This window comes from Microcoleus sp. AR_TQ3_B6 (assembly GCF_036702785.1).
Taxonomy (GTDB): Bacteria; Cyanobacteriota; Cyanobacteriia; order Cyanobacteriales; family Microcoleaceae; genus Microcoleus.
On sequence record NZ_JAUBVJ010000034.1, the window covers coordinates 36,531 to 61,234 of the forward strand.

The 24,704-nt window shown below is 46.9% G+C and carries 22 protein-coding genes; 7 read left to right on the forward strand and 15 right to left on the reverse strand.

Annotation, left to right across the window (positions count from 1 at the left end; all coding sequences use genetic code 11):
* The first annotated feature begins 182 nt into the window (after positions 1-182).
* From QUB56_RS17460 to QUB56_RS17480, 5 genes are all read left to right on the forward strand, one after another.
* Positions 183-1,148, forward strand: coding sequence for a threo-3-hydroxy-L-aspartate ammonia-lyase (locus QUB56_RS17460; protein WP_332956810.1), 966 nt, complete (start codon positions 183-185; stop codon positions 1,146-1,148).
* 106 nt (positions 1,149-1,254) lie between these two features.
* Positions 1,255-1,512 (forward strand): hypothetical protein, encoded by a 258-nt coding sequence (locus QUB56_RS17465; RefSeq protein ID WP_332956812.1) that lies wholly within the window; start codon positions 1,255-1,257, stop codon positions 1,510-1,512.
* 229 nt (positions 1,513-1,741) lie between these two features.
* Positions 1,742-2,125, forward strand: a complete 384-nt coding sequence (locus QUB56_RS17470) for a hypothetical protein (RefSeq protein WP_332956813.1) — start codon at positions 1,742-1,744, stop codon at positions 2,123-2,125.
* Positions 2,126-2,457: 332 nt separating this feature from the next.
* Positions 2,458-2,763 (forward strand): small RNA NsiR4-regulated ssr1528 family protein, encoded by a 306-nt coding sequence (locus tag QUB56_RS17475; RefSeq protein WP_332956814.1) that lies wholly within the window; start codon positions 2,458-2,460, stop codon positions 2,761-2,763.
* An 82-nt stretch (positions 2,764-2,845) separates the two neighbouring features.
* Entirely contained in the window at positions 2,846-3,076 is a 231-nt protein-coding gene (locus tag QUB56_RS17480) for a hypothetical protein (RefSeq protein WP_332956815.1), read from the forward strand.
* Between the two features lie 268 nt (positions 3,077-3,344).
* On the opposite strand, the gene QUB56_RS17485 is transcribed toward QUB56_RS17480, so the two are convergent.
* The gene (locus QUB56_RS17485) at positions 3,345-4,262 is read right to left on the reverse strand and encodes an NAD(P)H-dependent glycerol-3-phosphate dehydrogenase (protein ID WP_332956817.1); all 918 of its coding nucleotides are present in this window, start codon (positions 4,260-4,262) and stop codon (positions 3,345-3,347) included.
* Positions 4,263-4,372: 110 nt separating this feature from the next.
* Entirely contained in the window at positions 4,373-4,801 is a 429-nt protein-coding gene (locus QUB56_RS17490; protein ID WP_332956819.1) for an NUDIX hydrolase, read from the reverse strand.
* 179 nt (positions 4,802-4,980) lie between these two features.
* On the opposite strand from QUB56_RS17490, the gene QUB56_RS17495 reads away from it, so the two are divergent.
* Both QUB56_RS17495 and QUB56_RS17500 read left to right on the forward strand, forming a co-directional pair.
* Complete coding sequence (locus QUB56_RS17495; RefSeq protein WP_332956821.1) at positions 4,981-5,901, forward strand: alpha/beta hydrolase-fold protein; 921 nt, start codon at positions 4,981-4,983, stop codon at positions 5,899-5,901.
* Between the two features lie 2 nt (positions 5,902-5,903).
* Complete coding sequence (locus tag QUB56_RS17500) at positions 5,904-7,592, forward strand: phosphatidylglycerol lysyltransferase domain-containing protein (protein WP_332956824.1); 1,689 nt, start codon at positions 5,904-5,906, stop codon at positions 7,590-7,592.
* 375 nt (positions 7,593-7,967) lie between these two features.
* Here QUB56_RS17500 and QUB56_RS17505 read toward each other — a convergent pair whose 3' ends face one another.
* The 13 genes from QUB56_RS17505 to QUB56_RS17565 all read right to left on the reverse strand — a co-directional run bounded on the left by QUB56_RS17505 (position 7,968) and on the right by QUB56_RS17565 (position 24,695).
* The gene (locus tag QUB56_RS17505) at positions 7,968-9,194 is read right to left on the reverse strand and encodes a glycosyltransferase family 4 protein (protein ID WP_332956826.1); all 1,227 of its coding nucleotides are present in this window, start codon (positions 9,192-9,194) and stop codon (positions 7,968-7,970) included.
* A 26-nt stretch (positions 9,195-9,220) separates the two neighbouring features.
* On the reverse strand, positions 9,221-10,792 hold the full coding sequence (locus QUB56_RS17510) for an MFS transporter (RefSeq protein ID WP_332956828.1): 1,572 nt from the start codon (positions 10,790-10,792) through the stop codon (positions 9,221-9,223).
* A 231-nt stretch (positions 10,793-11,023) separates the two neighbouring features.
* Positions 11,024-11,899, reverse strand: a complete 876-nt coding sequence (recO, locus tag QUB56_RS17515) for a DNA repair protein RecO (RefSeq protein ID WP_332956829.1) — start codon at positions 11,897-11,899, stop codon at positions 11,024-11,026.
* A 458-nt stretch (positions 11,900-12,357) separates the two neighbouring features.
* Positions 12,358-13,038: a deoxyribose-phosphate aldolase gene (gene deoC, locus QUB56_RS17520; protein WP_332956830.1), complete on the reverse strand. Its 681-nt coding sequence runs from the start codon at positions 13,036-13,038 to the stop codon at positions 12,358-12,360.
* A gap of 433 nt (positions 13,039-13,471) precedes the next feature.
* On the reverse strand, positions 13,472-14,518 hold the full coding sequence (locus tag QUB56_RS17525; protein ID WP_332956833.1) for a chemotaxis response regulator protein-glutamate methylesterase: 1,047 nt from the start codon (positions 14,516-14,518) through the stop codon (positions 13,472-13,474).
* Between the two features lie 220 nt (positions 14,519-14,738).
* Positions 14,739-16,982, reverse strand: a complete 2,244-nt coding sequence (locus tag QUB56_RS17530) for a hybrid sensor histidine kinase/response regulator (RefSeq protein ID WP_332956834.1) — start codon at positions 16,980-16,982, stop codon at positions 14,739-14,741.
* Positions 16,983-16,984: 2 nt separating this feature from the next.
* Positions 16,985-17,374: a chemotaxis protein CheW gene (locus QUB56_RS37280; protein WP_445243366.1), complete on the reverse strand. Its 390-nt coding sequence runs from the start codon at positions 17,372-17,374 to the stop codon at positions 16,985-16,987.
* A gap of 379 nt (positions 17,375-17,753) precedes the next feature.
* The gene (locus QUB56_RS17540; protein ID WP_332956837.1) at positions 17,754-19,460 is read right to left on the reverse strand and encodes a methyl-accepting chemotaxis protein; all 1,707 of its coding nucleotides are present in this window, start codon (positions 19,458-19,460) and stop codon (positions 17,754-17,756) included.
* A 15-nt stretch (positions 19,461-19,475) separates the two neighbouring features.
* Positions 19,476-20,771 (reverse strand): CheR family methyltransferase, encoded by a 1,296-nt coding sequence (locus tag QUB56_RS17545; protein WP_332956841.1) that lies wholly within the window; start codon positions 20,769-20,771, stop codon positions 19,476-19,478.
* A gap of 8 nt (positions 20,772-20,779) precedes the next feature.
* Complete coding sequence (locus QUB56_RS17550; RefSeq protein WP_332956842.1) at positions 20,780-22,387, reverse strand: methyl-accepting chemotaxis protein; 1,608 nt, start codon at positions 22,385-22,387, stop codon at positions 20,780-20,782.
* Positions 22,388-22,500: 113 nt separating this feature from the next.
* Entirely contained in the window at positions 22,501-22,959 is a 459-nt protein-coding gene (locus tag QUB56_RS17555; RefSeq protein ID WP_332956843.1) for a chemotaxis protein CheW, read from the reverse strand.
* A gap of 297 nt (positions 22,960-23,256) precedes the next feature.
* On the reverse strand, positions 23,257-24,309 hold the full coding sequence (locus QUB56_RS17560) for a hypothetical protein (RefSeq protein ID WP_332956844.1): 1,053 nt from the start codon (positions 24,307-24,309) through the stop codon (positions 23,257-23,259).
* Between the two features lie 71 nt (positions 24,310-24,380).
* On the reverse strand, positions 24,381-24,695 hold the full coding sequence (locus tag QUB56_RS17565) for a hypothetical protein (RefSeq protein WP_332956845.1): 315 nt from the start codon (positions 24,693-24,695) through the stop codon (positions 24,381-24,383).
* Positions 24,696-24,704 lie beyond the last annotated feature (9 nt).

Genomic DNA, 24,704 nt, shown 5'->3' on the forward strand with positions numbered 1-24,704 from the left:
ACTTTTTGATAGTAAATTGTCATAACTTTGATTTTAGTCAACAGCTTTTTTAACCATTAAGCGCAACACCTAATAATTCTTATGGTCCAAAATATAATAAAAATTTATAATTTAATGGTAGGAGTGAAGCGGGCCATGCGCATCCTACAAATAAAGTCCTCGATCGCCCTAATCTAAAATCTATGAGTACCCACTTCTCTGGTGAAAATCCCTTGCAAGTCTGTTTCGCCGATGTGGAAGCGGCGGCAAATCGCTTGCAGGGCAAAGCTTTCAAGACGCCGGTGCTGACTTCGGAAACTTTCAACAAACGCACAAATTCTCAGGTATTTTTCAAGTGCGAGAACTTTCAGCGCACGGGTTCGTTTAAATTTCGGGGTGCTTGCAATGCTTTGATGCAGCTATCTGAAGCCGAAAAACAGCGGGGTGTGCTGACTTTTTCTTCGGGAAATCACGCGCAGGCGATCGCCCTTGCGGCACGGTTGCTAGAAATTCCTGTTACTGTTGTCATGCCTGCTGATGCGCCAAAAGTCAAGCAAGAGGCAACTCGCGGCTACGGCGCAGAGATTATTTTGTACGATCGCACTCAAGTTTCCCGCGAAGAGTTAACCGCTAAAATTGGCGCCCAACGGAACTTGACAATTATTCCTCCTTACGATGATGCGCGGGTGATTGCGGGACAAGGTACGGCGGGGCTGGAATTAATCGCAGAAGTTGGGGTGTTGGATTTGCTGTTAGTTTGTTGCGGTGGCGGGGGTTTGCTGTCGGGATGCGCGATCGCGGCAAAAACTTTGTCTCCGCAGTGTAAAGTAATTGGGGTAGAACCCCAGCAAGCAGACGATGCGGCGCGATCGTTCCGCACGAAAACGCTACAAACTGTTACTAATCCGGATACGATTGCTGACGGTGCGCGCACGCCATCTTTGGGGAAATTAACCTTTCCTTTGGTGCTGCATTATGTTGATGATATGGCAACTGTTTCGGAAGAGGCAATTCGCAGCACAATGTTTTTTATGTGGGAACGCATGAAGATTGTTGTTGAACCGACTGGAGTGCTGGGGGCAGCAGCTTTGCTTTCAGGTGTTGTGAAAGCTGAAAATGCGAGAGTTGGGGTAATTGTCAGTGGGGGAAATGTCGATTTTAGTCATTAGTTATTGGATATCGGAATGATTTAACCGCAGAGAACCCAGAGAACACGGAGGGAGACAAGAGAGAGATGAATAATTCCGATGAAGAGATGAGATTTTATCGGGAGATTTGTCTCTAGATTTATTTGCAACAAAATTGCGGCTGGTAGTAGGAGGAACTGCACCTCAAGTTGATCGAGATGCCAATAAATTATTTGCCAATACCTTCGCAACTGATGGCATTAAAACCCTAATCCGGGAACTTTTCAGCCGCTCGATCTCGAAAAACGAACGAATTGCTAATATTGCCGAGGGAATTATGGCGATGAGTAATATCATTTCCGGTTACACCGGAATTATGTTGACGGTTGACGGGGTTGACTGTTAACTGTTTACTGTTCACTATCAACAGTCAACAGTCAACTCGAATTTACTATTCCGATGCTAACGGATTTGATATAATGAAGAGGCACATTCTACTTCCAGGCTCTGACTGGTAACGCATATCAGGAGGCAGAGCCTCCCATCTTTCCCAGCCACAAATGAGGCAGAGCCTCTAGAAATCGGTTCCCAGGCTCTGCCTGGGAACCAGTTAATTTTATTAGGAAATTAATCTGATGAAAGTAGCTGATTTGTCAAACGAAACTTTAGCGAAGATTAAAACAGTGCGGTGGGATCGAATTATTGAGAAGCACGAAGGACCGGAGACATGGGAGTCTGAGTTGAGATACGGCGAACCAGAATTTATCGAGATTGAGGGGCGGTGGGTTTTATTGCCCGTTGAAGCATCTCGTCACAAAAATATCACGATTTTGCGGACAATTTGGAGCGCGGATGGCAACTCGCTGACTCTGTTTCTTAAGGATACAACTTTTGACGATGATATGTTTGTATCGGGATATATGGCTGTGTGCGATCGCCCAAAAGGAGAAGAGTTTTTCTTAGCAGTATTGTACCACGAATGGTTTATCGTTGAAAAAGCAGAGCTATTTGAATATTAATCTCTAAATTTTTGGGATAACACCAATGCAGATTTAACTGGTCCCAAGGCTCTGCCTGGGAACCGATGTCAGCGATGCTCTGCCTCGTTTGCTGCTTGGATCAATTGGAGGCCGAGCCTCCTGATATGCGTTCCAAGGCAGAGCCTTGGAACGAGTAGAATAAACAATAACCAACAGCTAACAAATCATGCGCCTCAACTATTCGCGGACTGTTTAGCTTGTTTCACGATTTTACGTTATTTTGAGCTGTGCTAGAGTTTGGTGCTCAACTTTGGTACTTTTAGGACTAAACTACTTTTTATGACGATCGTCCTTTTTATTTAATTTGCACAATGTCTTCAGAAACAAACTCAGCGGCTCAATCTACAACTGGTGCAGATGCGATCGATGTTGCGATCGCCTCTGGAATCGACTTTGACGGTACTCCGATTCCGCAAGCAAAATTAGACCTCTACAAGCAAGTGATGGCATTAGAAGCCGGCAGACAGCGCAGTGGCGTGTCAAATACCATGCGATCGCGCATTGTCCGAATCGGTGTCAAACATCTGCCTCAAAACGAGCTCGATAAAATGCTAGTTGCTGCTGACTTCGCACCGCTAAAAGATAAAGAAGTTGCTTTTTATTACGGCGGAAAGTAAAAATTATCTACCCTTCTAGACAGATGAATAGTCATCCCCGGATGGGTCAAACTTGGGACAAATCCTAGCAGAGGGTAAGTTTATGAGCACTAACGGAAATACCGTCATCAGCAACCTCGAGTATGATTTGTTAACAGTTTTGCAGAACAAGTCGGAAGCTTTAAAAGCCTACGAAACTTACATGAAAGATGCTCAGGAAATGGGTTCCCAGCCTTGTGCTGAACTGTTTCAAAAATTGCAGCAAGCTGACATGGAGCACGCGCAGGAAATTCGGCAGCACCTTCAACAGGTAATGCAGCAAGGCAAGATGTAAAGCTGGTGCATCTCGCTCTGCAAGTTATGACTTATGAGTTATGAGTTAAGTAGCAGCTATGAGTTAAAGAGTTTTGGATTCACAAGTGATATTCAATTCCTTAAACTCTCTCTCTCCCGAGCGAGCTAAACATCAATCTGACCGCTCAACCAATGTCGCTTAGAACTCTTAATTCATAACTAGCAACTGGTGACACCGCTTCTTGAAACTTCAGCTACAGGTAGGGACTTAGGCTTTGCTTAAGTCCTTATCTCTCTAGTCGTACAGGTTATAAAATCTCCGGTTTCAAAGCTCGTTCCATCAGGGATAAAACAGCTTGTTCAGGAGTAATTTCACCATTTAATAAGCGATAAACTTGACGAGAAACAGGCACTTCAATGCCGCGTTGATTAGCCAAATCAATCAATACATTAGTAGTATTGACTCCCTCAGCAGTGCTCTGCAATTCCTGCAAAATTTGATTTAAAGATTTGCCTTTAGCTAATCCGAAACCAACCCGATAATTGCGCGATAAAGGACTGTTGCAAGTAGCGAGCAAATCTCCCAAACCAGACAAACCGTAAAAAGTTTCAGCGCGAGCTCCCAAACGAACTCCCACCCGAATCATTTCCGGCAAAGCGCGAGTCAGCAAAGCAGATTTAGCATTAGTTCCTAATTGTAAACCGTCGCAAACACCAGCGGCGATCGCAAATACATTTTTCAAAGTTCCACCTAACTCAGTCCCCAGCGGGTCTTCATTCACATAAACCCGAAAAATATCAGAACTGTAAATATTTTGCACGTGCTTGGCCGCCGCTAAATCCCAACTCGCCGCTACCGTTGCAGCCGGCAACCCCTGCTCAATTTCTTCGGAAAGATTGGGACCCGAAAGTACGACTATTGAATTGTTAGGAAAGGCATTTTGCCAAATTTGAGATGGAGTGCGCGTGCTAGCGGGGTCTAAACCTTTGGTGACAGTAACTATAATTGTACCGGGACTTAACTCTAAAGCCAAAAGTCGATCGACCGTTGCTCCAACTCCTTTCATAGAAACTGCCGAAACAACAACATCCGCACCTGTGATAACTGATTCTAGATTAAAAGAACTGCTGCGCGACCACAAATTAACTCTAGATCCTTTTTTGCCTCCCAGATTTGCCAGTGCCGAACCCCAAGCACCTCCGCCTAATATTGTCAAGCTTGCCATAGAATTTAGTTTAATGAATTTAACCGCAGATTAACACAGATAAATCACCGATAAATCATAGCAATCAATCTGCGTTAATCCGCGTGCATCTGCGGTTAAAAACTCTTCTCCTACAAACGCGGCCGCAATCCATAATGACGGTAACGCCAATAATCTCGTAAAATGCGATCGTGATCGAAACATAATTGCTGCGGAATCTGCCAAGATTCAAAAACCTGTAAATTTTTAGCATCGTCGGCGGCTTGAGGTTCCCCCGTTGCAGAAGCCAAGAATACAATACTGATCGTGTGTTTGCGAGCGTCGCGATTTGGGTCAGAATAAACGTAAAATTGCTCGATTAATTCTACATTCAAGCTCGTTTCTTCTAAAGCTTCGCGTTTTGCCGCCGTTTCTACTGATTCCCCGTAATCGACAAAGCCGCCGGGAATTGCCCAGCCGTAGGGAATATTGCGGCGTTCGATGAGTACGATCGGGCGATGGGGCCGATCGGCTAATTCGATGATAATATCAACTGTGGGAACGGGATTTCGATAAGTCATACCATTTTAGATTAAAGAATTGAAGAATTTAGCATCGTTGCAGTTTAACTGTGGAACGGGCCCCTGAGACCGTTGCAGTTTAGCTGCAAAATGTGCGATCGACCTCGCATACAGTTCTACAATATACTTGCATATAATGTACGGATTGCGATCGCAGACAAAAAAGAGAGATTGAAAGTATGCCTAAGTGGCTGGGAAAAGTTTTAGGTATAGGTGCGGGTACAATCATCCTCCTCGGTGCGACTGGATACTGGTACGTTTTTATTGCCGGAGCACCTCAGTTAGACCCTCCGAAAGTAGTCGCTGATGCTGACTTAAATTTTCAACTCAAAACCTATAAAAGTGCCGCTATGAATTCAGAGCGCACCTACGGCTTAATTTTGCCGCCTGGGTACGCAAAAAATCCCAAACAGCGCTATCCAGTCATTTTTTTGCTGCACGGCGGGCACGGAGACGCCCGCGCTTATCAGGACAAAGCGGCTGTTACTTCTGTGCTTCACGATTTATATAAAAGCAAAAGATTGCCGCCATCAATTGTAATTACTCCTGACGGGAACGACAAGCGGGGTACGAGTCCTTTGTGGGACCCGCAGTATTTTGACGGGCCCAACGGTAAGGTGGGAAGCGCGATCGGCTCCGAGTTAGTGTCCATCGTAAAATCGCGCTACAGAACGCTGGAAGACCCCAAATTCTGGGCAATGGGAGGACAATCTTCGGGGGGTTGGGGAGCTTTTAATATCGGTTTGCGCTACTTGAATAATTTTAATATTCTCTTCAGCCACAGCGGTTATTTTACAGACCAAAGCGGCAAGGCTAACAGTCCTAAATATTTAGTGGAAAAACTTTCTGCTAAAGATAAGCAGCAGTTGCGCGCTTATTTGGATGCGGGGGAAGCAGACGAAAATTTTCTGATTTCCACTCAACAGTTTCACGAGCAATTAAACCGTTTGGGTATAGCCAACGAGTTTAACAAATTTCCGGGAGGACACGGGATTGTGGGCCCGGATGTCGGTTGGAATTATTGGCACAAGCATTTAGCCGATTCTTTGAGCTATGTGGGAAAACAGTTTAAAATATCACTGGCCACACATAAAAATTAGAAATGTCAACAGTGTTACAAAAAAAAAATAGGATTGGACTCTGGACTGCATCATTTTTAACCGGATTGGTAGGAGTTATTAACCTGCTGTCTGCTGTAACTCCCAGTTTACCCGAGCGCCGAAATTGGCTAGAACCATTTTTCCCTTTTCCCGTGCGTGCGGGCGGCCATTTTTTTGCAGCAGTTATCGGATTTATGCTGCTAACTCTGGCAACTAATTTGTTGCGGCGCAAGCGGATTGCTTGGTTGCTGACTGTGGGATTGTTAATCCTTTCTATTGTAAGTCATTTAGTCAAGGGATTGGATATTGAAGAAAGTTTGCTTTCTGGGGTGCTGCTGTTTCAGTTGTTGGTGATGCGAAAGACGTTTACGGCTAAATCCGATCGCCCTTCAATTGCTCAAGGAATTCGGGTTTTGCTGGGGGCTTTGGTGTTTACGCTGGCTTACGGGACGGCGGGTTTTTACATTCTGGACGGGCGTTTTGAAGTTAACGGACAAGCGGTTAATTTTGATTTAGACAGAGCTTTGTTCCAGACTTTTGCCATGTTTTTTACGGAGGACAATGCGGGGTTGGTTCCGAAAACTCGGTTTGCTAACTTTTTTGCGGATTCGATTTATGCTGTGGGTACGGTAACGCTTGGTTACGCACTTTTAATGCTTCTACGGCCGGTGCTGCTACGAAGTTCGGCAAGTATTTCGGAACGGAATAAAGCTCAAGAAGTTGTAGCAAAATACGGGTGGACAACGCTAGCGAGACTGGCGTTGCTTCCGGATAAATCTTATTATTTTAGTCCTTCGGGAAAAAGTACGATCGCCTACGTGCCGAAAGGTAGAGGCGCGATTGCTTTGGGAGACCCCATCGGGCCTGCTGAAGACCGCAAAGAAGCAATTCTGGGGTTTCAAGAATTTTGCGATCGCAATGATTGGTATCCAGCATTTTATCAAACTTTGCCCCAGGATCTAGAAATGTATTCTACTCTCGGTTTTCGAGTGGTGCAAATTGGCGAAGAAGCTATTGTAAATCTCCAAACTTTTACTCTCAAAGGCAAGAGCAATCAAAACTTGAGAACTGCTATCAACAGACTTACAAAAGCCGGCCATCAAATCGAATTTTACGAACCTCCTTTAAGTTCCGAATTGATGCGACAAATGAAACTCGTGAGCGACGAGTGGCTGCAAATGGTTCAGGGTGCGGAAAAAAAGTTTTCGGTTGGTTGGTTTGACGAGGCATATTTGCGGGAAACTCGCGCCGTAGCCATCTACACTCCCGACGGTAGAATTAGTGCTTTTGCTAATATGATATCGGCGGGAGATGGGGTAGTTGGAGTTGATTTAATGCGGCGTCGCACTGAGGTGGAAAATGGCACGATGGAGTGTTTGTTTGCTTCGATGTTGCAGCATTGTCAAGAATTGGGATATGAAGAATTTGATTTGGGTTTGTCGGCTTTGGCGGGAGTCGGAGAAGCCCAGAAATCCGGGCGGTTGGAAAAGGTTTTAATTTATCTTTCGGAGCACTTGAGCAAGTTTTATAATTTTAAGGGATTGCACAGTTTTAAAGATAAGTTTGGGCCGCGGTGGGAACCGCGTTATTTGGTTTATCCGAGTTTGGGAAGTTTGCCGGATGTTGTGGTTGCTTTGATTCGGGCCGATTCGGGCGATCGACTTTTGGATTATTTGCGCCCGGGAGGGTAGGCGATTTTGGATTTTAGATTTGACTGGTTCCCAGGATCTGCCTGGGAACCCATATAAGCGAGGCTCTGCCTCGGCCCGAAAATGGAGGCAGAGCCTCCGGATCTGCGTTACCAGGCTCCAGCCTGGTAACGAGTAAATATCCACGGGTAGAGACACGACTTCCTTTAACTGGTTCCGAGGCTCTGCCTGGGAACCTATATCTAGAGGCTCTGCCTCGGTTGGAAAATGGAGGCAGAGCCTCCGGATCTGCGTTACCAGGCTCTGCCTGGTAACAAGTAAAAACGAGTAAAAGAGCCTCGCTGGGGACAAAGGAGGAGGCAGAGCCTGCGGATCTGCGTTCCCAGGCTCTAGCCTGGGAACGAGCAATCAAAACCTTCATGCTAAACCCCGAATTAGTACGCGCTGCTTTTGCAAAACCTCTGAGTACAGCTTTTCCAACTCAGTAATATTCTGACTGAGAGTGTACCGCTCCATCGCCCGTTGGCGTGCTTTTTGACCGAGCAGCGATCCGAACTCAGGATGCTCGCAAAACAGCGGCAGCAAGGTTTGCAACTGACTCCGTACCCGCTGAGTGTTCAAAACTATGCCCGCGCCTGCCTCCAAGGCCTCGCCGTCAGCACCGGCATCGGTTGCCAAACAAGCCAAACCGCAGGCCATCGCTTCCAGCAGCGACAGGGACAGTCCCTCCACCAAAGAAGGCAAAATAAATACGTCTGCACCCCGCAAAATTTCGATCCGGCGTTCCTCCTCGGCGACAAATCCGAGCCACACAATGCCCTCGTCTTCGCCGTAAGACAGTTGCAGCGACGCGGCTAGGGGCCCGTCGCCTACGATCGCCAACACGTTGCCCCGGTCAAAATTGCACTGTTTCCAGGCCTTGAGCAGGGCCTCGACATTTTTCTCTGGGGCAATGCGACCTTGGTAAACAAAAATTCGATCGGCTTTTAATTGCGACTTCAACCCCGAAGGTCCGGGCGAATACTTCACCGCGTCTACTCCGTTGGGAATCACGGCTACCCGTTCTTCCGGCACTCCCAACTTCACCAAAATATCCCGCTGAATGTAAGAAAATACGATCGTCGAGTCGTAGTTAGCCAAAAACGGAGCATAAAGTTGATACATCAGGTGTTGGGTTCCCGATGTCAAATTCCGCAATTTGCGGTCGAACGGCGGGTGAAAAGTCGCCACCAGAGGCAAATTCAATTCTTGACAAATTTCCGGCAGTAAAAAGTCTAGAGGCGAAAGCGTCAGGGAAGCGTGAACAACATCGGGTTTGAGCCGCCGCAGAGATTTCATCAGCACTGTGCGCGACTTGAGAGTGGGAATCGTATAAATTTGCGATTTGTAGTGACAGGGTAAAGACACTTCGTTGCAACTGGCGGGCGAGAGCGAATTGGTATATGAGGTTTGAGCAATTCCTTTTCCCCACGAACCATTTGCCATGCTCCACGCCGTATTGTTCCTGTCGAGCGAGCCCGCTTCTTGGGCAAAGTGCAGGAAACTGACCTGGTATCCCCGGTCTAACAGTGCGTTGGTGACTTCCCTGGAGTAAGTGACGTTACCGCAAAAAGGTGATTTTTTTCCTAGCCAAGCGATGTGCATTCCAGTAAATCAGAGTTTGTTATTTTTTAGATTCGATCGACTTTGCTATTACTGCTACGGGAAATATACCAGGTTAAGACACCGCCAGCGATCGCTAATCCTGCTAAGGCCAAAAATACTGTCGGCAAACCCAGAAATGTTTCCGCTACCCCGGCCAAAGCCAACGGTAAACTCAAAGCGATATTAGTGGCATTGTTTTGCAGCCCGAAGACTTTTCCCCGCATTTCTTCTGGAGTTTCTGCTTGAATTGTAGTCTGCATCGGCACTCCTACCAATGAGGCAAATAAACCCAACAGGGTAATGAACAGCACCGATATCCACAAATGCTGTGTAAATGCAGACAGACCCATCAGAGCAAGTGCCATGCCGATAGATCCGATTAAACTCAGTTGGGAGTGAGAAAATTTGTGACCGAGATAGCCGACTGTCGCCGCCCCACCAGCCATACCGACGCCCACTGCAGCCAGCAAAAAGCCAAATTGCGACGCTTTCATACCGGGGAGAATTTCTGCCAGCCGCACCGCTAGAACTGCCAAGGCTGCAAAAATGGAAAAGAGAATAATTAGTTGAATTAAAGCATTGCGGACTTTCGGTTGATGCTTGATGTAACGCAGGCCGTCTTGCAAATCTGCTAGGGGGTGTGGCGGTTCGTGTTCGGCATCGTTTTTTTCGCCTGTTTTCATCGACAGCAACAGCACTCCGGCGAAGGCGTAACTTCCGCCTACTACTAATTCTTTGCCGATTCCCAGTCCGCCGCCGAGGTTGCTAAATAGGGTGTCCGCTAAAGCTAGTAAGGGTTCTCCGACTGCAAAGCCAATAATCACCGAACCCATCATGGTTGTGGTGTAGAGGGAGTTTGCCGATAGCAGGTGGCGGCGTTCCACAATTAGGGGAATCACTGACTGTTCTGCTGGGGCGAAAAATTGAGTTAGAGTCGAGACTAGGAATGTCACTAGCAGCAGCAAGCAGAATCCGAGCGGCAGTTGACCGAGTTCCCACCCGTCAGAGAGCCACAGCAGCAAGGGCAATGTTAAAACGAAGGTTCCCCGCAGCAGGTTTGTGGCTACCAGCACTGCTTTTTTCGACCACCTATCGACATACACGCCCGCGGCGGCCCCGAACAGCACTGCGGGAATGGTAAAGGCGATCATGATTGCTGATACCCACCTGCTGATGGTTTGATCTGGCGCTTGAAAGCGGCTGGCCACCAGGGCGATCGTCAGTACGAGATAAACTTTATCTGCTAGTTGGGAAAAAACTTGCCCGCTCCACAATACTAGAAAATTTCGATTTTTCAAAACGGGCAGAAATCCTCTTTCTTTTTCGGGAGTTTCGGCTACTGCTTCCGAGCTCCCGGCTGCTAGGTCTGCTGTTGCCACCGGGGGGATTGCTTCGGGTTCTTGGCTTTTGCCGTTGCTTGACTCTGTTTCTGGCGTTGTGGGATATTTATCCATTTCTAAGTCTTGGACGTTGCTCCATTGTCGATCTGCCAAGGCGGGTTCCGAGCCAAAATCGGGAAAATTTTCTCGTTCTTCCATTTGGTGGTGGGTCACAGCTAAAACAGATATTGTCAAATCAGAATCGGACAGTCGCATCATAGGATTTGGGGTCGCTCGCCTGGGATGGTGGAGGTTGGGGGGATGTGAATTTCAAATTGAGGTGTTAACCCCTAAGTTTATTAATAATCTCGTAACTTTATCTCTATCTATTATCTGATGTCGCAACAATCTTGAAAATTTACCTCAAATTGCCCGCAGGTTCGGCTATCCCCCTGGCTGGGGGTGCGATGTACGATCGTTCCTTCACCTCTTTAAGTCAACACTCAAAATTTAAAACTCAAAACTCTCTAGGTAGGTATCGATCGAGCTTCCCGATCTAATCGTGCAACCTAAATGATACTGGGCATATTGCCGCAAAATATTTTCTACTGATACCCAAGTTGTTCGATCGGCAATCCCCTCTCCCAGTTCTGGACTAGCTAACTGTTGCAGCGCTGCTACTTCCTTAGCATTAATCTGGAAATTTGTCAAGTGTTTGCTGCTATTCATTTGGCGGGAACGGGAGGCGGATTTGTACAAGCTACCGATTTCTGCAGAGAGTTCTGCCTCTAAATTAGCTAGTTCCGACAAGCTGAAGGTTCCCCCAGAGGGGATACTAAAGCCGGTTTGCCAGTTCGGATCGCTGAAATTTGGGATGAGCGGCTGTCTGGTGGCGCAGCAGACTTGGACTTGGGGCGCGAGGCCTGCTAAGGCTAGCAGGTGAAAAATGCCGTGGGCGAGGTGGGCGACAAGCACGGCGGCGGATTGGATTTCTGTGCGGTCGGACAAACGCTCCAAACGGCTCAAATGTTCGCCCAGCAACCAAAAGAGTTCTTCTTGGGGCTCGTCGGAAAGGGCACTTGCGATCGCCAATTCGGCCAGATATTGCGCCGCTGCGAGTTTCCCGAGGTTGCGGCTCAAACCCGGATGGGATTGTACCGTGTCGGCTTGGGTAATTTTGTCGAGCGATCGGCCTTTGGCAATTAGCAATTCGTTGACCACAAACAATTCGCTTCTACCGCCAATGGTCGATCGGTGTTTGCGAACACCCGGTGCTACGGCTCGAATTAAGCCGAATTCCCGCGTCAAAACTGTCAGCACTCGATCGGATTCCCCCATCGGCGCACTCTTGAGATTGATTCCAGTTGCTTTGTAAGTTCGAGTCACTCGATTTGAGATTTGAGATTTGAGATTTACAAGGACAGTAGCAAAAACAGTCCGCGACGCAGAACTTTTATTAAATACTCGTTACCAGGAAGAGCCTGGTAACGCAGCTCCGGAGGCTCTGCCTCCTAATCCCAGCCGAGGCAGAGCCTCGCTTATATGGGTTCTCAGGCAGAGCCTTGGAACCAGTTAATGACAACTGACAACTGACTAATGACTCTTCTCTAAATTATCTCGCTGGCGGATTAATTTTGTAAGTTCGAGTCACTCGATTTGAGATTTACAAGGACAGTAGCAAAAACAGTCCGCCACGCAGAACTTTTATTAGATACTCGTTACCAGGCTGAGCCTGGTAACGCAGCTCCGGAGGCTCTGCCTCCTAATCCCAGCCGAGGCCGAGCCTCGCTTATATGGCTTCCCAGGCAGAGCCTTGGAACCAGTTAATGACAACTGACAACTGACTAATGACTCTTCTCTAAATTATCCCGCTGGCGGATTAATTCCGGGCCGCGAGAAGTCCCCAAACGAGTTGCACCAGCGACGATCAAATCTAAAGCTTGTTTGTGAGTGCGAATTCCGCCGGCCGCTTTAATCCCCATCCGTCCCTTCGTAACTTCCTTCAGCAGTCGCACATCGTCAACTTTCGCCGGGCCAAAAAAGCCGGTGTTAGTTTTGATGTAGGCGGCGCCGGCCTCCATGCAAATCTGGGCCGCTAATTCTTTTTCGGCATCCGAAAGCAGCGAACTTTCGATAATTGCTTTGACGGTGAGATTGGTTTCTTCGCAAATTTGGGCTAATTCCCGGTGGAATTCGTCGATTTTGCCCGCTTTCAGCAATCCTAAATTAACCGAAACATCTAACTCTACCGCTCCATTATCTGCTGCTTCTAGGGCTTCGTATATCTTCGCAGTTGATGTCGTTGCACCGGTGGGAAAACCTATGACAGTACAGACTTTCGGCCGCTTGCCGTGCAGCAGATCGACTGCTTGTCGGACGTAGCCGGGATACACGCAAACTGTGACAAAGCCAAATCTATCTGCTTGTTGGCAACAGTTTTCTACTTGCTCTGGCGTGGCGGTGGGGTCAATCAGGCCGTAGTCGATAAAGGGGGCAATATCGATATCTGGCTGGTTTGCAGCCATTGTTTTTTTCTCTCGCTGGATAACTACTTTATTATTATACAAAATAAACGGGATGCGGAAAACTTACGTTTCTTTCCGGCTGGAATTTAAGCGACTCGGGGGACTTGATATCAATTCCGGTTGCACCGGAATTATAGTTGACTGTTGACTGTTGACTGTTAACGGGCGGGTCGAAAAACTGAATGATAGTTTAGTATTGACTGTTGATTCGATTTTACAATTCCGATTCTAGCGGAGTTGATATCAGTAAGCGAGTGTTATTTGATATTCTCTTTAAGAAATGCTCTCATAAAACTCTTGAGAAAAAACCTACGATCGTTTTTGATAAAAAGGAAGTGGTGACTTTACAGTTGATTGTCTAGTTTATCAAATTTGTATCGCTCATCTACTTCTTTCTCTTGGCTTCATCATGGTTCACATTGAGAATACCGAGTTATTTGAACAAAACTCCCTGAAGTAACCGATCGGCGATCGCTTCAGGAGGCAGAACTTCAACCGCTGCATTTAGCTGAACGGCAGCTTTGGGCATTCCATATACAACAGAACTTTTCTCATCCTGAGCGATTGTGTGCCATCCCCGCGATCGCAAAAGGCTCATTCCCTCAGCACCGTCTTGTCCCATCCCAGTCAGTAAAACGGCAGTTGCCTTGTGGTTCCAGTATTGGGCAAGACTCTTAAAGAACACATTTACTGATGGGCGGTAGGGATAGTCTATCGGTTCTTTTGTGTAATGCAGAGTTAAATCCGAACGAAGACTGAGGTGATTGTTTGTACCTGCAACTAAGACAATACCTTTCTCCAGCCGATCGCCAATTTTGGCTACTTTCACCGTCAAGGGTGTTTGTTGATTCAGCCAATCCACCAGCCCCGCCGAAAACTGCAGATCGACATGTTGAATAATCGCCATAGCCGCACCGAAGTTTGCTGGTAGGCGGGAGAGAATGGTGGCTAGAGCTTTGGGGCCACCTGTTGAGGAGCCGATCGCCACTAGGGGAGGGAGTAGGCTCGAAGGTGTGGAGAATGAAGTAAATTTTGAAGTTTGGGATTTTGGAGTTGAGGATTCAGATGATTTGCCAATTAGCTTACTAAGAGTCGCAATTTTTGTCAGTAGCGGTTGGGCAGAATCTGGACTTCCTGGGATTCCTAAGACGGGAGTGTTGACTGCATCACGGGCACCATGCCCCATTGCCTCAAAAACCTTCCCGGCATTCTTTCCGACGCTTGCCGTCACAATCAGAATCACACAGGGAGACTGTTTCATGATCTGGCTGGTGGCTTCCACACCGTCCATGATTGGCATGAATAGATCCATCAAAATTAAGTCGGGGGTGTCTTTGGCGCACTGGGCAACTGCATCTGCACCATCCCGTGCAATCCATGCCACTTCATAACCTGGAACGGTTAGCAGCACTCGCTTGAGGGCTTCCACTGCCATAGCCATATCATTGACAATCCCAATTCTCATTCTAAGTACAGGCATTATTTGAGCGTGGATGTATCCACTGTAAATCTTTCCGTAGAAAAATCATAATTTTTAACCAATGCTTCATCATTAGGATCGCGAATTAAATAACTTACAATTTTAATTATTCGTGGGATGGGCGTCCCGCCCGTCCAAAAAAGACGGGCGCGACGCCCATCCCACTTTCAAGAGTGGAAGTTATTTAATTCTCATTCCTTAGCTAACTCAGCTTCCATGGCTATTGTCCAATCAGATCGACGATCGCGTTAACTAATGTGTCGTCATGGAAGCTGCTTTTGGTGATGTAATAGTCTGCCCCAGCTTCCATACCCTGAATACGATGGTCTTCGGCATCGCGGTATGACACGATAATGACCGGAAGCCAATGGAATGTCGGATGATCTTTGATTTGCTTAACAAGTTCAATGCCATTCATACGAGGCATATCGATGTCGCTCAATACAAGGTCGTAATGATTGCTCCGAATGGCTATCCAAGCATCCATTCCGTTTACGGCAACATCCACATCGTAGCCTCGATTTTGCAGCAGCTTTCGGGTCATTTCGCGCACAGTAATCGAATCATCCACAACTAAAATGCGTTGGCGAGCGTTACCTTTTGCTTTTTTGGCTTTGTTGAAATCAAAAGGTCTCATTTGACCGCTGTTGAGCAGGTTGTCAATCGATTGCACCAAATCAGAAACATCCATAATTAAAACAGGCAAGCCATTATCCATTAGAGCAGAGGCACTAATATCCCGAACTTTACCCAAACGCGGATCGAGTGGACGCACCACTAAATCCCGTTCACCTAAAAACTTGTCTATAACCAAGCCATAAGCGTTGGATTGATCGCTGATGGCAACTACACAGATCGCATCCTCTGAGAATAAAGCCTCCGGTAAATCCAGAACATGGCTCGCTGCAATCAACCCGATATTTTGACCATCTTTAGTGAAATATTGGCGACCTTCCACAACATAAATGTCCGATTTGTCGAGTTTGACAATCTGATCCACTCGTGCTAGGGGAAAGGCATAAGGTTCACCAGAAATCTCGACAATTAGCGTCCTGACAACCGAGAGCGTGAGGGGAAGTTGAAAGTGAAAATTAGTACCCTTGCGGAATTGAGATGTGGCGCGAATCGTTCCACCAACCTCTTGCACCATACTTTTGACAATATCTAATCCCACACCGCGTCCTGAAATTTCAGTCACTTGTTCTGCTGTAGAAAATCCAGGTAGAAACAGAAACTCGATGATTTCAGCATCGCTAAGTTGAGCAGCCGTTTTGGGTGAACCTAAATTCCGATCGATAATCTTTTGGCGTATCCGATCGATATCAATTCCTCTGCCGTCATCAGAAATGGTAATTGCCAGCATACCGCCACGATGAAATGATTCTAGGCGAACTGTTCCCTCCATCGGTTTGCCTGCTGCCTCTCGCTCTTGGGGGGATTCAATTCCGTGATCGATCGCATTACGAATCATGTGAGTCAGGGGTGCTTCCAGTTTCTTGAGGATGTCACGATCGACCGGGGTTGACTGACCGACAATATCTAGCTTGACCTGCTTATTTAATTGTCTTGCTAGATCGCGAACCATGCGAGGAAAGCTTTGTACTCCATCAACAAATGGACGCATGTGGGAGGCAATCACTTCGCGGTAAAGCCGATCGCTCAAGTTGGTGGTGCGACGAGCATATAGTTCCAGTTCACCCAAGCGATCGGCGAGCATTTCCCTACATTCTTGTGCTTTACGTCGAGCTGTATCTAGAACTTCCAGGCTTTCTAAATTAATTGGAGTGTTCGCTAATGTAGTATGAACCGTTTCTAGAAGTCTGGCAAGCTCTAATTGACGAGATTTGAGGGCAGTAAAGGAATCGGCAAAAGGTTGCAGCCAATTTGCCTCAACCAGCGATTCACCCGCCAACCCCATAATCCGGTTCAAATTTTCTGCCGTGACTCGCACCACCCTATCAGTTGGGCTTGCGAGAGTCACGGCCGTGGCAATTTCCTGACCCTCGCTTTGGCTCAGCGCTGAGTTTTGATCGACTGGAACCAGGGACATTGAGCGAGCAGCCCTAAAATTTGGAGGTAGCAGAGCCGCGAGCGCGTCATAACAGCTCTCAAACTCTCCAGCTTTTTGGGCCAACCATTCAACTAAATCGACTTCCATTACCTGACTAAGCCCTTGAAGCAAATCAACGCTTTGCAGCAAAACATCAATCTGATCTGAACCTAACGCGATGATCTGGCTCTGCGCTGCCACAAAGCAATCTTCCATCCAATGCGCCAGAGTAGTGACCGCATCTAGAGAAACAATTCGAGCGGCACCTTTAATCGAGTGAGCTGCCCGCATCAGCGCTTCCAGTGGCTCATCAGATTGCGGATTGGCTTCCAAGATCAGTAGTTCCTGAGTCAGGATCGCAATCTGCGCCTGAGCTTCTTGTCGAAATAGCTCCAGCATAGAATCATCGCTCATGGTCAAAAAACCTTGTGACTTAGGGTGTAAAAGAATTGTTCAGAGTCCAAAAAGTTGATCTTCTTGCCTTGCCAAGTAACGACCCCTTTGGTGTAAGCTTCCGATGCTTTGGAAATGACAACAGGAGCATCTTTGAACTCATTGAGATGAAAGCGGTAAGTTCCATGAACCTCATCCACTGGAAACACCCACTTGTTTTCATTCTTTCCAGCCACAATCATCCGTTGCGGATTAATCGTATTAGATAAATCTGCTGATTCGGCGACAGGCTCTAGACCGAGTAAGTCTCTGAGCGAAATACAGAGAAGTGTTTCACCGCGAATATTGACCAACCCCAAAAATACAGAGTTAGTCCGGTGAGGGACGGCATGAATGATGTAAGGGGGAGTCACTTCTTGCAAGATGTTGACTGGCAATGCTAACCGTTCATTACCGAGACGAAAAATGATTACAGAAAGGGTATCTGTGGCCCGAACTAGCATCCCTTCTCCCACTCCGGCCTGCTGTGTCGAAGCTTCTGACAAGATGTCTGTCCATTCTTGGAGATATTCTCGTGGAGCATTGCGCTCTAGCAAGCTGCGTCCAGCCGCCGAGTAAACCTTGCAGTTGCGGCAGTGAATAACCGTCTTCAGTTCGCCACAGGTGCGATCGCCCATCACCCCAATCTGATTCCAGCAATCGTTCAGTGTGGGATGGTCAAATTCAGAATCGTCTGGTATGGGTACCGTATTCAAATAATTTTCCCTTGTTGAATTTCTCAATTTTCAATTTCTATGCCATCACTTTGAATCGCGCAATCTCTCTCTTTAAGCTATGAGTAGCTTCGTCAAGTTCTTCTAAAGCGTGATTGGTTTCTCGCAACGAGCCTGCTGTCTGCTGAGATGCTTGGCTCAGATGCTCCATCGCTTCGCTAATTTGTTGCGCTCCCTGAGATTGTTCATCGACGGTCTGACTCACCTGCTCAAAGCGTGGGGTCAATCCCTGCACCTGCTGAATTACTTGGGCAACTTGTTCGCTAATTCTGCCTACTTCTTCGACGCTGTGAACTACAGACTTCGTAAACTTATCCATCTCTGTCACGCCGGTAGAAACTGCCGATTGCATCTCCTTAATCATCTGCTCAATTTCTAGAGTGGCAACAGCAGTCCGATCGGCTAAGCGTCGAATTTCCCGCGCCACAACAGAAAAGCCCGCGCCGTATTCTCCGGCTCTCTCGGCTTCCAGTGCTGCATTGAGAGAAAGCAAGTTAGTTTGATCTGCCACAACCGTTATGGCTGTCACCACTCTGCTGATATTGTTGGCTCGTTTGTCCATGATTTCCAGCTTGGAGGAAATTACCCCAGTAGCTTCTAGCAACTGGCGCATCACAGAATCGATGTGATTCAGATTGTCTTTACTGTTGCCGGCTGCCACTGTTGTCTGTTCAGCCATTGCCGCCACCTGCTCCATTGTTTTCACCAATTCTCTTGATGTCGCGGCAATTTCATGGGCCGTTGCACTGACTTCATTCGTTGAAGCAACCTGTTCTGTAACCGTTGCTTCCAGGTTTCTTCCAGATGCCGTAATTTGGTCGGCAGAACTGGTGATTTGATTACCTGACTTTTGAATGCGATTGACTAGCGCATTCAGGTCTTTATTCATGGTGTAAAAGGCATTCTGCAGTTGGCCAACTTCATCTTCCTGGTCAGCGAGTGAAATTTGGCTGGTTAAGTCTCCTGCAGAAATCTTTTGGGCAATGTCAACTACCCCTGCAATTTTGGCTCCTAGAGGTTTGGCGATCGTGTTGCTAAAGAAAATTCCAAATAACAGCGCAGTTCCCGGACCGATCAGGATTGCCACAAAGGCCCAAAAGCCGACTTGAGAAACATCTTTCGCCGATACACGTACTGTTTCCGCTGTCAAATCCTGATTAATTTTCAACACCTTAAAAAGTGTATTGCTGGCGTCTGTGAAGGGTTGACGGTTTACCTGAACTTGCTTCTCCAGCTCTTTGTAGGCAGCGATCGCCAAAACAGCATTCCCCCCTGAATTTTCAAATAGATTGAAAACTCCCAGTCTCTCAAACTGGAGATTACGCCTCAAAAATTCCTCATGAGATATCTTCCACGCATCCCACGTATTCAAAAAGTCTTTATATGCCTCCTTTTCAGCGTCCGACTGAGGAGTCGCTTCGTACTGCTCAAACCCTTCCTGAATTTGCTTCCAGGCGTTATCCATGCGATCGATCTCTGCCTGCCGCGCCTCTTTGTTGAGATTGATATTCAGCAAGCCGCGTTCTGATGATTCGATCTGGGTTTTTCCTTCGTTAATTTTCCACAAGCCGGAGATGGTGGGCACACTATTGCTGGCTAGGGAGTCGATGTGCTTACTCAAGCGAGAGCTGCCGCTGAGACCTACTAGTGCTACAATCAGCACCAAAATCCCCATGAACATGAACGCGAAAATTAGGCGGGCCTGCATGGATAGATTTTTGAACATATCAGGTTTCCCCTTCTAAGCTTCTGTTTTGAGACGGTGCTGCAAGCGCTGAATTCGCTGCTGAATGATTTTTGCCCCTACTGTATCGCCTTGATTTTCCTTCAATAAGGCGAGGTGAACTAACGCTTCATAAGAGGTTGGCTCCAAGTATATAGCACGTTGAAAACATCGCTCTGCTTGGCCATTCTGCTGGTGGGCCTGATACAGTTCTCCCAAGAGAGTGTAGGCAGCCGCACTCGTTGGATGATGAACAAGATAGGAGTTACAAAGCGCGATTGCTTCTGCCGATCGCCCGTCATCCGCTAACTTTTTCACTGTTTGTAAATCAAGAGACGATGTGGGTTCAGGGCTTAAATCCTTTGAACTCGCAGATGGACCGGATTCTTTGATTTGCTCAGTGTCTGGCGCCGAGGAATTTTTCACTGCTAAAGATTGCGATTCAATGGTTTGAGGAGTTATTAGTTGAGAGGGCATCTGTCTGAGTTGAGTAATATTGATGGGTGGCAGTTGTGGAAGCGATGGTTTCGATTTTCGATAAGCAAATGTGAAAGGCACACGGACAGAGACATACTGGTCTGCGACAATTTTTCCAGTGTCAGACGCTCCAACAAACAGTAACCCTCCTGGTATGAGTAGGCGATCGATCGCGGATAATACCTCTGAGCACGTTTCTGATTGCAGGTATATCAACAAGTTGCGGCAGAAGATGATGTCGTATTTCTTTTGAATCAGCGTCAGGGAGGTCATTACATTCCCCTGCTGAAAATTGACGAGTCCCCTAACGGGCTGGCATAGTTCGTAACCCTCCGCCGTTTGCTGAAAGTAGCGCTCTCGCCCTGTCCAAGCATCGCCGCGAAAGGAGTTTTTGGTGTACACTCCGCGCTTTGCCTTTGCCAGGGATCTATGACTAATGTCAATCGCATCGATCGCGAACTGTTTCGGATGCATACCCGCTTCTAGTAGGGCGATCGCCATTGAGTAAGGTTCTTCGCCCGTAGAGGATGGAACACTCAGCAGTTGGAGAGTCTTGCGGTTTGGCAACCGCAGCCATTCCGAGGTGACGTAGGTTTTTAGGTAATCAAAGGGTTTGCCATCCCGGAAAAACCAGGTCTCTGGTACGATGAGTAATTCGATCAGCTCGTCTAATTCTGAAGCGGAGGTTTGTAACCGTGCCCAATAGCTCTTGAGGTCAGGCAATTTACAGCCGACTCGACGATTCTCCGCTGCTCTGGCAATCCGGTTGAAGCCAATTGTATCGGGGTCTAAGCCTATAGTTTTGCTCAGTAATGTCGCGATCGCAGATAGTACCATCTGTAAGCCTAAGCGGTTTTGAATCGAGAAATTTCTAATCGTAATCCATTTGCTGCCTCATCAAGCTGCACTACAGCACTGTTCGTCTCCCGTAAAGAGTCCACCGTCTGCTGAGATGCTTGACTCAGATGCCCCATTGCTTCACTAATCTGTTGTGCTCCCATCGATTGCTCCTCAATGCTCTGGCTTACCTGCTCAAAGCGTGGGGTCAATCCTTGCACCTGCTGAATTACTTGAGCAATTTGATCGCTAATCTTGCTGACATCGGCAACGCTATCAACAACAGATTTATTAAACTTATCCATTTCCATTACGCCTGTAGAAACTGCCGACTGCATCTCCTTAATCATCTGGGCAATTTCCAGAGTGGCGACAGCAGTTTGGTCAGCCAATCGGCGGATCTCGCGGGCGACAACCGCAAACCCCGCACCGTATTCTCCAGCTTTTTCTGCCTCGATGGCGGCATTTAAGGACAGCAGGTTGGTCTGATCGGCAACCTTGTTAATGGTTGTCACCACACTGTTAATGTTGTTTGCCTTTTCATTCATCACCCCAAGTTTAGTGGTCATGGAAGTAGTGGCATTTGAAAGTTGGCGCATTACCGTTTCCATCCGGTTTAAGTCATTTTGACTCGCACCAGCAGCAATTGCTGTAGACTGTGCCATCAGCGCCACCTGCTCCATCACCTTGACGAGCTCTCTAGAAGTGGCGGCAATCTGCTGCGAGGTTGCACTCACTTCATTAGTTGAGGCAAGCTGTTCTGCAACAGTGGCTTCTAACTCTTTACCGGCTGCTGCAATCTCTGTTGCGGAAGTGCTGATCAGCACTCCAGACTTTTGCATCTGGAGAATCAGCGAATTGAGCTTTTTAGACATATAGTGAAATGCTGTCATCAACTTGCCAACTTCGCTACCATCGTTGTTTAGCTCAATTGTTTCCTGTAAATTTCCATCAGCAATCTTCTCTGCGGCTTCCACTACCCTTGGAAGCTCTCGTCGGATTGGCACAGCCAGGGCCGCCACCCATAAGGCGCTCGCTACCGTTGCCGCCATCGTCAGCAGCGTTCCCCACAGGATCACCATAGTCTCAAACTGCTTGGCTTTCTCGGCTTCCTGTAAATTCTCACTCAGTCGGGCTCCCAGAATTTTATGTAACCGAATGTTGGCTTCATTAAGTCTGGGAAGACGGGTAATTGAAATTTGTTGTTTCGCCTCATTTAGCTTATCGGCATCGACTAGGGGATAAACAGTTGCTGCAAGGCGATCGTATTCATCGCCAATCTCAACGAGGGCCTTGACTGCTTCTTTCGCCTCTGAATCGCCAACCTTTGCCAATTCCTCCTTGTTCAGAAGCATACTTTCTCGCGCATTAGTATAAGTCCCACGATAATACTGATCCTTAGGATAAAGAGCATATCCTCGGATACTGGCGACAATCCTAGCGACATCATAAGTATACGCATCTGTAGAACTGATGTTCTCAGCGACTTGCTTTGAGTTCGTCTGCAATTTGACTAATTGGTCAATCCCCGACCACAGTATGGAGCCGAGTACCATCATGAACAGGAGTGGCACTGAGAAGCCCAGTATGATGCGGGTAGTAATATTGTTCAACATATAGGTTGCGGCGTGAGAAATTAATACTGGTAGAATGAACGAATGGGAGCGGATTCGATTAAGGGTTTAATCTTTCTGATTTTTCAGCACTTTTTTTTCAGCACTTTTTTTGATTAATTTTCTTCACCCATCAGCAAGTAAGTATGTCGCTCATCGCTGAAAAGTCGCTCAAGCTGGACACATTGAATTATCCGTTTTTCATCGACAATCGTGCCGCTTAAGTAGGGTGCTTCCTCAACCCGAATGCTGGAATCCCTAATATCTTTGTTTGATATACTGAGTGTCTCGGTCACTCGCTGTGCCATCAGTCCTAAGTATTGTACCGATTCGTTCGGGCGGGGATATTTGACGATCATGATGCGGGTACTGAGGTGCGATTTACAGGGGGTTCCTTGGATCAAATGACACAAATCGATCACTGGCAAGACTACTCCCCGGTAGTTAAACAAACCGGCCACGTATTCTGGTACCTGCTGTACCTTTCTGAGATTGACTCGTGGAATTACCTCAACAATGTACGAACTGTCGATCGCATAGAGGTCATTCCCAGCGTAGAAAAGTAGAATTAGCACTGGTAACGATCAGTTTTTATTAGGGATGAATGAATATTTTTAGACAACAAACTTGTTGTTTAAGCAGGGTAAACGCATATTGTCAATAACGAGGGGTTTTAGCACTGCGGACTCGCCTTTATTGTTGTTTATTGAGAACGATTTTTCCACCTGTAGCGCTTTTGTCTCTACTCAGACGCTATATATGGGAATTTAGAAATTAGATGCGTTTGCCCTGGTTGTTTAACGTTAGCATATGAGCGCCAAATGAGCAAGAATTAAATTATTTCGTAATCTTTTGTGCACTGGCGTTTTAATCTAACCCACGATCGCCGCATGAGAAATGACAACAATATTAATAACAACGAAGGAGCCAGCCAGGATCGGAACAGCAATGCGGCGCCTTAAATACCGTGACAAATGCGACTGCTCTGATTCACTTAAAAATCGAGTGTAGACCAGCACAATTGCTGTTATGAAAATGTAAATGATGGCGATGATGTGGATGAAATCAATCATGGTGACAGAATTGCTACTACCCAAATCTGAGGTCGCTGCTTGCAGATTTACTATAACTGCAAACAAATTACCGACAAGGATGCCCATTATATCTTCATCTAGCAACAATGCCATTATTGAGAGTGCAACAGCAGCATAAACTCCCATCACAAGTTTAAAAAAGCTAACTTTACTCTCGCGGTTGATTGTAATTGAAATAATTAAGCGCGATCGGGAATTTAGTTCTCTTTTTATTGCCGGACTACCAAAGCTTGTTCTATAAGGAAAATTCTCTTGAGAAATTCTAAAATCTCTAATTTCCCAACCTTCCAAATCTAGGTCTTTCGGATAACCTGTGTTGGCAAAATCTGGGGCGTGAGCGAAGCTGGAAGCATCTAACTGTGTTTCCTCAAGGGGAATTTGCAATACATGGCGATCGAATGGATAATTTTTTGTGTCCCAGTTGTGATATAAAGTTGCGCTAATCTCCTCTTGAGACCAGAATAGGTTTTTACTTGCCTTAAATGTATCTGACAGATTTTCGCTTCGGGAAAAAGTGGTGTAATTTTTGCTAACTTTCTTGCTATTGACAACCTTCAGGCTTTTCAAAGGTTTTGGAGTCTCAAAAGGACAAACGCTCCAGACCCAGAAGTTTGCAGAAAACGAGTTCTCTGCTGGATCAAAATCTCGCAAGGATGTCAAGTAAACTCCAATTTGACAAGTTTTTGGAGATGTCACAGCCTCCGCCTGAACTGGTAAAGTTTGAGACAGCCAGCAGCTAAAAACCGCCAGCAGCAAGCAACCAATTAAGGGTAGTCCCTTGACAACTCCTCTAACGGCAGGATGATGCAGTTTAGAAATATATCCCCTCACTCATCAACTCCTTTGCTAAGCAACCCCTGATTTTACCACCTAAGGATGGTTGCAGAAAGTTCATTAATAGTCTATCCACCTACGATCGCCACATAGGAGATGACGATCGCGTTCAGACCGATAAACGAAATTGTCAAGCCCCGAAATAAAAGGCGAGGGTCTAGCCACATTGCCTGCTTTGCTTGCCCTGCTTCTGCTGTTAATCGGGAAAAGACGGTGGCAAGAGCGCCTGCAAAGATATACACCGCGGGTGAATTCGATCGACCGGGGTCAGGCTCTCCGTGCGCCCCATAACCGACTCCCCTGCATATTGACCAATGCCGAAAACAAACAAGCCACCAGTAACCCCGTCCGAGCGCTAACCAAACTAGGCTGTCGAGTTTCATAGAAAAAAG